Source organism: Stenotrophomonas sp. STEN054 (assembly GCF_056854535.1).
The window spans coordinates 20,936-27,840 of sequence record NZ_JBXFWG010000052.1 but is presented as its reverse complement, the minus strand read 5'-3'; the positions used below and the strand labels follow the sequence as shown (position 1 = coordinate 27,840).

6 protein-coding genes are annotated in these 6,905 nt (G+C 68.0%); 4 read left to right on the top strand and 2 right to left on the bottom strand.

All coding sequences use genetic code 11. The features are described 5' to 3' along the window. Positions 1-173: 173 nt before the first annotated feature. From AC1VXD_RS16985 to AC1VXD_RS16970, 4 genes are all read left to right on the top strand, one after another. On the top strand, positions 174-1,094 hold the full coding sequence (locus tag AC1VXD_RS16985) for a YihY/virulence factor BrkB family protein (protein WP_482993024.1): 921 nt from the start codon (positions 174-176) through the stop codon (positions 1,092-1,094). Between the two features lie 62 nt (positions 1,095-1,156). Beyond that, a complete protein-coding gene (gene dnaG / locus AC1VXD_RS16980; protein WP_482993023.1) occupies positions 1,157-2,899 on the top strand; it encodes a DNA primase in 1,743 nt (580 codons plus the stop codon). 24 nt (positions 2,900-2,923) lie between these two features. Next, positions 2,924-3,424 carry a protein tyrosine phosphatase family protein gene (locus tag AC1VXD_RS16975; protein ID WP_482993022.1) on the top strand — a complete coding sequence of 167 codons (501 nt, stop codon included), beginning with the start codon at positions 2,924-2,926 and terminating at the stop codon, positions 3,422-3,424. A gap of 27 nt (positions 3,425-3,451) precedes the next feature. Continuing rightward, positions 3,452-4,423 carry a bile acid:sodium symporter family protein gene (locus AC1VXD_RS16970; RefSeq protein WP_097048522.1) on the top strand — a complete coding sequence of 324 codons (972 nt, stop codon included), beginning with the start codon at positions 3,452-3,454 and terminating at the stop codon, positions 4,421-4,423. Between the two features lie 411 nt (positions 4,424-4,834). On the opposite strand, the gene cyoE is transcribed toward AC1VXD_RS16970, so the two are convergent. Then, positions 4,835-5,728 carry a heme o synthase gene (gene cyoE / locus AC1VXD_RS16965; protein WP_482993021.1) on the bottom strand — a complete coding sequence of 298 codons (894 nt, stop codon included), beginning with the start codon at positions 5,726-5,728 and terminating at the stop codon, positions 4,835-4,837. Between the two features lie 4 nt (positions 5,729-5,732). Beyond that, complete coding sequence (locus AC1VXD_RS16960) at positions 5,733-6,896, bottom strand: COX15/CtaA family protein (RefSeq protein ID WP_482993020.1); 1,164 nt, start codon at positions 6,894-6,896, stop codon at positions 5,733-5,735. Between the last annotated feature and the right edge of the window lie 9 nt (positions 6,897-6,905).

Below are 6,905 nucleotides of genomic sequence, written 5' to 3'. Positions count from 1 at the left end.
CCGGGGGGGGGTGTGCTCCCCGCCCGGCGCGCCGCGGGCCGCGTCGGGGGGGGGGCGCCGGGGGGGCGGGCGCGCGGGGGGGGGGGGGCGGGGGGGCGGCGGGGCCGCCCCCCCCGCTACCTGGGTCTGCCTGCTTCACCACGCCTTCGACCCTCGGCTGCTACAACACCGGCATGGTCGAACACGCGCCCCATGTCCCTGTGAATCTACGCAAATACGTCCAGCGCCTGCAGGACAGCTTCCCGATCGCCGTCGGCAAGCGCTTCGTCGACATCGACGTGCTCACCCAGGCCGCCTCGGTCTCCTTCTACGCTCTGCTCTCGATGGCACCGCTGCTGGTGCTGCTGCTGTGGCTGACTGCTTCGCTGTACCCGCCCGCGCAGCAGGCCCTGATCGAGCAGATCAGCGCCGCCGCCGGCAGCAGCGCGGCCACCGTGGCCGAAACCGTGCTGAAGAACGCCGACAACCAGCCCGACGTCGGCTCGCTGGCCGGGCTGTGGAGCACCCTGCTGCTGTTCATCGGCGCCACTGCGGTGTTCGCCCAGCTGCAGAACGCACTCAACCTGATCTTCCGCACCAGTGGCGAGCGGTTGGAGGGCATCAAGGCCTGGCTGCGCAAGCGCGTGTTCTCCTTCGGCGTGGTGCTGGCGCTGGGCTTCCTGCTGATCCTGTCGATGACCGCCACCACCATGCTGCAGGTGGCCTTCGCTCAACTGCCTTCGGTCCTGCCGGCCATCGGCTACCTCACCAGCCTGCTGCTGTACGCGGTCGGCTTCGCCTTCATGTACCACTATCTGCCGGACCGCCGCGTGGCCTGGCGCCAGGCCTTCATCGGCGGCGTCATCACCTCGGCGCTGTTCGCGCTGGGCCGCTATGGCATCGGCGTCTACATCGCCACCGTGGCCCCCGGCAGTGCGTACGGTTCGATGGGCGCACTGGTCATCTCGCTGGTCTGGATCTACTACGCCACCGTCGTGTTCTTCGTCGGCGCGCTGATGACCGCGGTGATCGACGAGCGCCTGCGCGCGCGCAATCACCTGGCCGCTGCAGGCATCGACCCGGTAGAGGCCGGTCCGGTCCCCGCCAAGGAGTAAACTAGGCGGACTGATCGTTCCCGCCTCGCGTGGCCCCTGGCCGCGCCCCTGCCCTGTTGCCCATGGCCCGTATCCCCGACGCTTTCATCGACGACCTGCTGGCCCGCTCCGACATCGTCGAGGTGGTGGGCAGCCGCGTGCCGTTGAAGCGCCAGGGCAAGGAATATGCAGCGCGCTGCCCGTTCCATGACGAGCGCTCGGCCTCGTTCACGGTCTCGCCCACCAAGCAGTTCTACCACTGCTTCGGCTGCGGCGCGCACGGCACCGCCATCAGCTTCCTGATGAACTACGACCGCCTCGAATTCCTCGATGCGGTGGATGAACTGGCCAAGCGCGCCGGCATGGAAGTGCCGCGCAGCGAGAACCCGCGCAACGCCCAGCAGCAGGACGACAGCCGCGAGCTGTATTCGGCGCTGGATGCGGCCACGAAGTTCTTCCAGAAGAACCTGGAAGGCAGCGAGAAGGCGCGTGCCTACCTGGACGGCCGCGGCGTGGACGAGGAAAACCGCGCGCGCTTCCAGATCGGTTATGCACCGGATGGCTACAGCGGCCTGCGCGACGCGCTGGGCAAGGACGAGCGGCGGATGAAGCTGCTCGACCGCGCCGGCCTGTTCTCCAAGAACGACCGCGGCCACGTCTACGACAAGTTCCGCGACCGGGTGATGTTCCCGATCTTCGACCGCCGTGGCCGTGTCATCGCCTTCGGTGGTCGCGTGTTCGAGAAGGACGACGGCCCCAAGTACCTCAACTCGCCCGAGACCGCGCTGTTCCACAAGGGTCGCGAACTGTACGGCCTGTGGCAGGTGCGCCAGGCCAACCAGAAGATCGAGCGGCTGATCGTGGTCGAGGGCTACATGGACGTGGTCTCGCTGTTCCAGTTCGGGGTCACCCAGGCGGTGGCCACGCTGGGCACGGCCACCACGCCGGACCACGCCGAGCTGCTGTTCCGCAACGCGCCGGACGTGTTCTTCTGCTTCGACGGCGACGCCGCCGGCCGCCGCGCCGGCTGGAAGGCGCTGGAATCGGTGCTGCCGCGCATGAAGGACGGCCGCCAGGCGTTCTTCCTGTTCCTGCCCGATGGCGAGGATCCAGACACCATCGTGCGCAAGGAAGGCGCCGAGGCCTTCAACGACCGCCTGAAGCAGGCCACGCCGCTGTCGCAGTTCTTCTTCGACGAACTGACCCGCGAGATCAACCTGGGCACGCTGGACGGCAAGGCGCGCCTGGCCGAACGGGCCAAGCCGATGCTGGCGCAGATTCCCGATGGTGCCTTCGGCGACCTGATGAAGCAGCAGCTGGCGCAGCTGACCGGCCTGGGCGGTGGCAACGCCTCCGCCGCACGCGCACCGATGCCACAGCGCGCGCCAGCCCGGCAGATCCAGCCCATCGCCAAGCGCAGCCTGGTGCGCGGCGCGATCGCCGTGCTGCTGCAGCAGCCGTCGCTGGCGATGAGCCTGGGCGGCAAGCACCACTTCCAGGGCCTGCGCCTGCCCGGTGTGGAGCTGCTGCTGGAACTGCTGGGCCTGGTCGAACAGCGCCCGGACATCAGCACCGGCGCCCTGCTGGAACACTTCGATGGCCGCGAAGAGCAGGCCTCGCTGCATACGCTGGCCGCGCAGACCATGCCCGGCGACGAGGCGATGTGGACCCAGGAACTGCACGACGCGGTGGCCCAGCTGGAGAAACAACTGCTGGTGCAACGTCTGGACGAGCTGTTGGCAAAGCAGCGCCAGCAGGGCCTGGACGATACTGACAAGTACGAACTGCGCGAACTGCTGAAGGCCCGCGCCACCCTGCGCCTGTAGCGGCAGCCCATCCACGGAGAGACCATGCTGCTGCGCCTGACCTGCCTGCTGTTGCTGTCGCTCTGCACGCCCCTGCCCGCCTGGGCCGGGGACACCCCGCTCAATGAAGTCCGCCCCGGCCTGCATGCCGGCGGCCAGCCCAGCGCTGCGCAACTGCAGTCGCTGGCCGCGCAGGGCGTGCGCACCGTCATCGACCTGCGTCAGCCCGGCGAGGACCGTGGTTTCGATGAAACCGCCCAGGCCGAAGCGCTGGGCCTGCGCTACGTGCGCATCCCGGTGGCCGGTGCCGAAGGCCTGGATGCAGCCAACGTGCGCGCCGTACACCAGGCCCTGCAGCAGAGCCAGGGCCCGGTGCTGCTGCACTGCGCCTCGGGCAACCGTGCCGGCGCCGTGCTCGGCCTGGTCAACGCCCGCTACGAGCACGCCAGCCCCGAGCAGGCCCTGCAGCTGGGCCAGCGCGCTGGCCTGACCTCACTGGAAGCGGCCACCCGGCAACGCCTGGCCGCGCCCGCTTCCCATCCCTGACCCCCTGTAACGAGGAGCCTGCCCACCATGACCCGCTGGTGGTCGCGCCTGCGACCGGACAACTTCACCCTCGCCCTGCTGTGCACCGTCGGCCTGGCCTCGCTGCTGCCGATGAAGGGCGCCGCCGCCATCGTGCTGGACGACGTCACCACCGTGGCCATCGCCGCGCTGTTCTTCCTGCATGGCGCGCGCCTGCCGCGCGAATCGATCATCGGCGGCATGCTGCACTGGCGGCTGCACCTGACCATCCTCGCCTGCACCTTCATCCTGTTCCCGCTGCTGGGCCTGCTGTTCAAGCCGCTGTCGGGCTGGCTGCTGACGCCGGAGCTGTACATGGGCGTGCTGTTCCTGTGCACCCTGCCCTCCACCGTGCAGTCGTCCATCGCCTTCACCTCGATGGCGCGCGGCAACGTGCCGGCGGCGGTGTGCAGCGCCTCGCTGTCGAGCATCCTCGGCGTGTTCCTCACGCCCCTGCTGCTGACCGCACTGGCCGGTACCTCCGGCGGCGTGCATGACCCGCTGCATGCCATCGGCGGCATCATGCTGCAGCTGCTGGTGCCGTTCGTGGCCGGCCACCTGCTGCGGCCGTGGATCGCCGGTTGGGTGGAAAAGCAGCGTGCGCTGCTGCGCTACACCGACCAGGCCACCATCCTGCTGGTGGTGTATTCGGCGTTCGGCGAAGCGGTGACCGAAGGGCTGTGGAGCAAGACGCCACTGCTGTCCCTGTTCGCCGTAGCCGTGGTCGCTGCCGTGCTGCTCGGCATCGCGATGCCGCTCATCACCTTCCTGGCCCGCCGCCTGCACTTCAACCGCGAGGACGAGATCGCCATCGTGTTCTGCGGGTCGAAGAAGAGCCTGGCCACCGGCGTGCCGATCGCCAAGGTGTTGTTCGCCGGCGGCAGCCTGGGCGCCATCGTGCTGCCGGTGATGATCTACCACCAGATCCAGCTGATCGTCTGCGGCGTGATCGCGCAGCGGTATGCGAAGCGCGCGCCCTGATCGGGCGCGCGGGGTGCTGAGGGGAACCCATCCACGCATGGCGTGGATCTACTGAACGTGCGGGTTGTTGCGGGAACCGCCATCCACGCATGGCGTGGATCTACTGAACGTGCGGGGTGTTGTGGGGAACCGATCCACGCATGACGTGGATGTATTGAACGTACGGGTTGTTGCGGGAACCGCCATCCACGCACGGCGTGGATCTACTGAACGTGCGGGTTGTTGTGGGAACCGCCATCCACGCATGGCGTGGATCTACTGAACGTGCGGGTTGTTGCGGGAACCGCCATCCACGCATGGCGTGGATCTACCAAACGGCGGATGGCGTGAACCCGCAGTAGATCCACGCCATGCGTGGATGTCCGCGCGATCAGGTAGGGTCAGAGCCCCTTCGGGGATCCGACCCCGAGGTCACAGCCAGGGCAGGATCCAGTGGTCCACCAGCAGGAACGCGAACAGCGCCATCAGGTATACGATGGAGTACTGGAACATCTTCATCGAGAACAGCTCGTCCGGCGGGTTCAGCATGCGCCAGGCGTACCAGAGGAACACGGCATTGAGCACGATCGCGCCGCCCAGGTAGAACGGGCCGCTCATGCCCACCAGGTACGGCACCACGCACACCAGCGCCAGCACCACCGAATACACCATGATCTGCTTGCGCGTGTGCACCACGCCATGGGTGACCGGCAACATCGGGATCTTCGCCTTGGCGTAGTCCTCGCGGCGGAAGATCGCCAGCGCCCAGAAGTGCGGCGGCGTCCAGATGAAGATGATCAGCACCAGCAGCGACGAGTACGCCCAGTCCGACGAACCCTGCATGCCGGTGATCGCCGCCCAGCCCAGCATCGGCGGCATCGCGCCGGCCAGGCCGCCGATGACGATGTTCTGCGAGGTCGCGCGCTTCAGGTAGACGGTGTAGATCACCGCGTAGCCGATCAGCGAGGCGAAGGTCAGCACCGCGGTGATCCAGTTCACCCACAGCAGCAGGATCGCCATCGACAGCACGATCAGCACGCCGGCAAACACCAGCACCTGCCACGGCTTGACCTTGCCCACCACCAGCGGGCGCCACGAGGTACGCGCCATCTGCGCATCGATGTGCGCATCCAGCAGCTGGTTGATGGCCGCGGCGGCCGAGGCGGCCAGCCAGATGCCGAGGAAGCCGAGCGCGCCGGCGCGCACCTGTTCCCAGCTGGGCACTCCCGGAATGGCCAGGACCATGCCGACCAGGGCTGTGAAAACGATCAGGGCCACGACCTTGGGTTTGGTCAGGTCCCAGTACTGGCGATATCTGGAAAACATGGAATCAGTCCGGGGCACGCAGGCGGGCCAGCAGGCTGACCAGTACGAACAACAAGGCAACGGCCACACCGTTGTGGGCCACGGCCACTTCCAGCGGCAGAGCCAGCTTCACATTGAGGATGCCCAGGGTGACCTGCAGCACCAGCAGCGCCACCAGCGCGCTGGCCCAGCCACGCATGCTGGGCACGCGGAACAGGCGCAGGCCCAGCCACAGCAGGTAGACAGCAACGACGATCGCGAACAGGCGGTGCGCCATCTGGATGGCGATGCGCGAGGCGCCGTCCAGCACGCCGCCTTCGTAATCCACGCCGATGCCGCGCCACAGGGTGAAGCCCTCGGCGAAGTTGTGCTGCGGCCACCACTGGTTGGCGCAGCGAGGGAAGTTGTCCAGCGAGGCGCTGCCGCCGCCGCAGGCCAACGCGGCATAGTTGGCGCTGACCCAGCCACCGAGGGCGATCTGGGTGACCAGCACGGCCACGCCGATGCGCAGCAGCCACTTCAGCTTCGGCGCTTCGGCCAGGGTGATCGGCAGGTGGGTCGCCCGCCACGCCATCCACACCAGCAGCGCGAACATCAGCATGCCGCCCAGCAGGTGGCCCATCACCACGATGGGTTTCAGCAGCAGGGTCACCGTCCACATGCCCAGCAGGGCCTGGAAGATCACCACTGCCAGGGTGAGCAGCGCAGCGCGCGCCAGGTCGATGTTGCTCCAGCGCAGCGCGGCGATCAGCAGGATCGCCTCACCGGTCAGGGCGAGGATGCTGGCCGTGCCATGCCAGCCCATCATGTACAGCGGTATGCCGGCGGCCACCAATACGCAGGCGGTCACCACCGCCGTGCTTCCGAAGCGGCGTTTGCGGGTGGCCAGCAGGGCCAGGGTGAGGATCTCGATGCCCAGCGCGCCGGCGAGGAAGCGGTGCACCTGCTCGCGCCAGGCCTTGTGGGTTTCCAGCGGGCGGATCTCGGCGGCCGGGTGACCGATGGTCTCTTCCACGTGCTGCGGCCAGGTAGCCTGGCCATAGCAGGTCGGCCAGTCCGGGCAGCTCAGGCCGGCATCGGACAGGCGGACGAAGGCGCCGAACATGATCGTACTGGCGGTCATGATCATGGCGAACCACGCCAGGCGGTGGAAGTTGCGATGCAGCGCCGGGCGCGCGGAAAGGCTCATCAAACAGGA

What these genes read in the sequence shown, in the direction of transcription:
- cyoE (WP_482993021.1), bottom strand. Translation starts at nt 5,728, where the DNA reads ATGTTTTCCAGATATCGCCAGTACTGGGACCTGACCAAACCCAAGGTC.
- AC1VXD_RS16970 (WP_097048522.1), top strand. Translation starts at nt 3,452, where the DNA reads ATGACCCGCTGGTGGTCGCGCCTGCGACCGGACAACTTCACCCTCGCC.
- AC1VXD_RS16960 (WP_482993020.1), bottom strand. Translation starts at nt 6,896, where the DNA reads ATGAGCCTTTCCGCGCGCCCGGCGCTGCATCGCAACTTCCACCGCCTG.
- AC1VXD_RS16975 (WP_482993022.1), top strand. Translation starts at nt 2,924, where the DNA reads ATGCTGCTGCGCCTGACCTGCCTGCTGTTGCTGTCGCTCTGCACGCCC.
- dnaG (WP_482993023.1), top strand. Translation starts at nt 1,157, where the DNA reads ATGGCCCGTATCCCCGACGCTTTCATCGACGACCTGCTGGCCCGCTCC.
- AC1VXD_RS16985 (WP_482993024.1), top strand. Translation starts at nt 174, where the DNA reads ATGGTCGAACACGCGCCCCATGTCCCTGTGAATCTACGCAAATACGTC.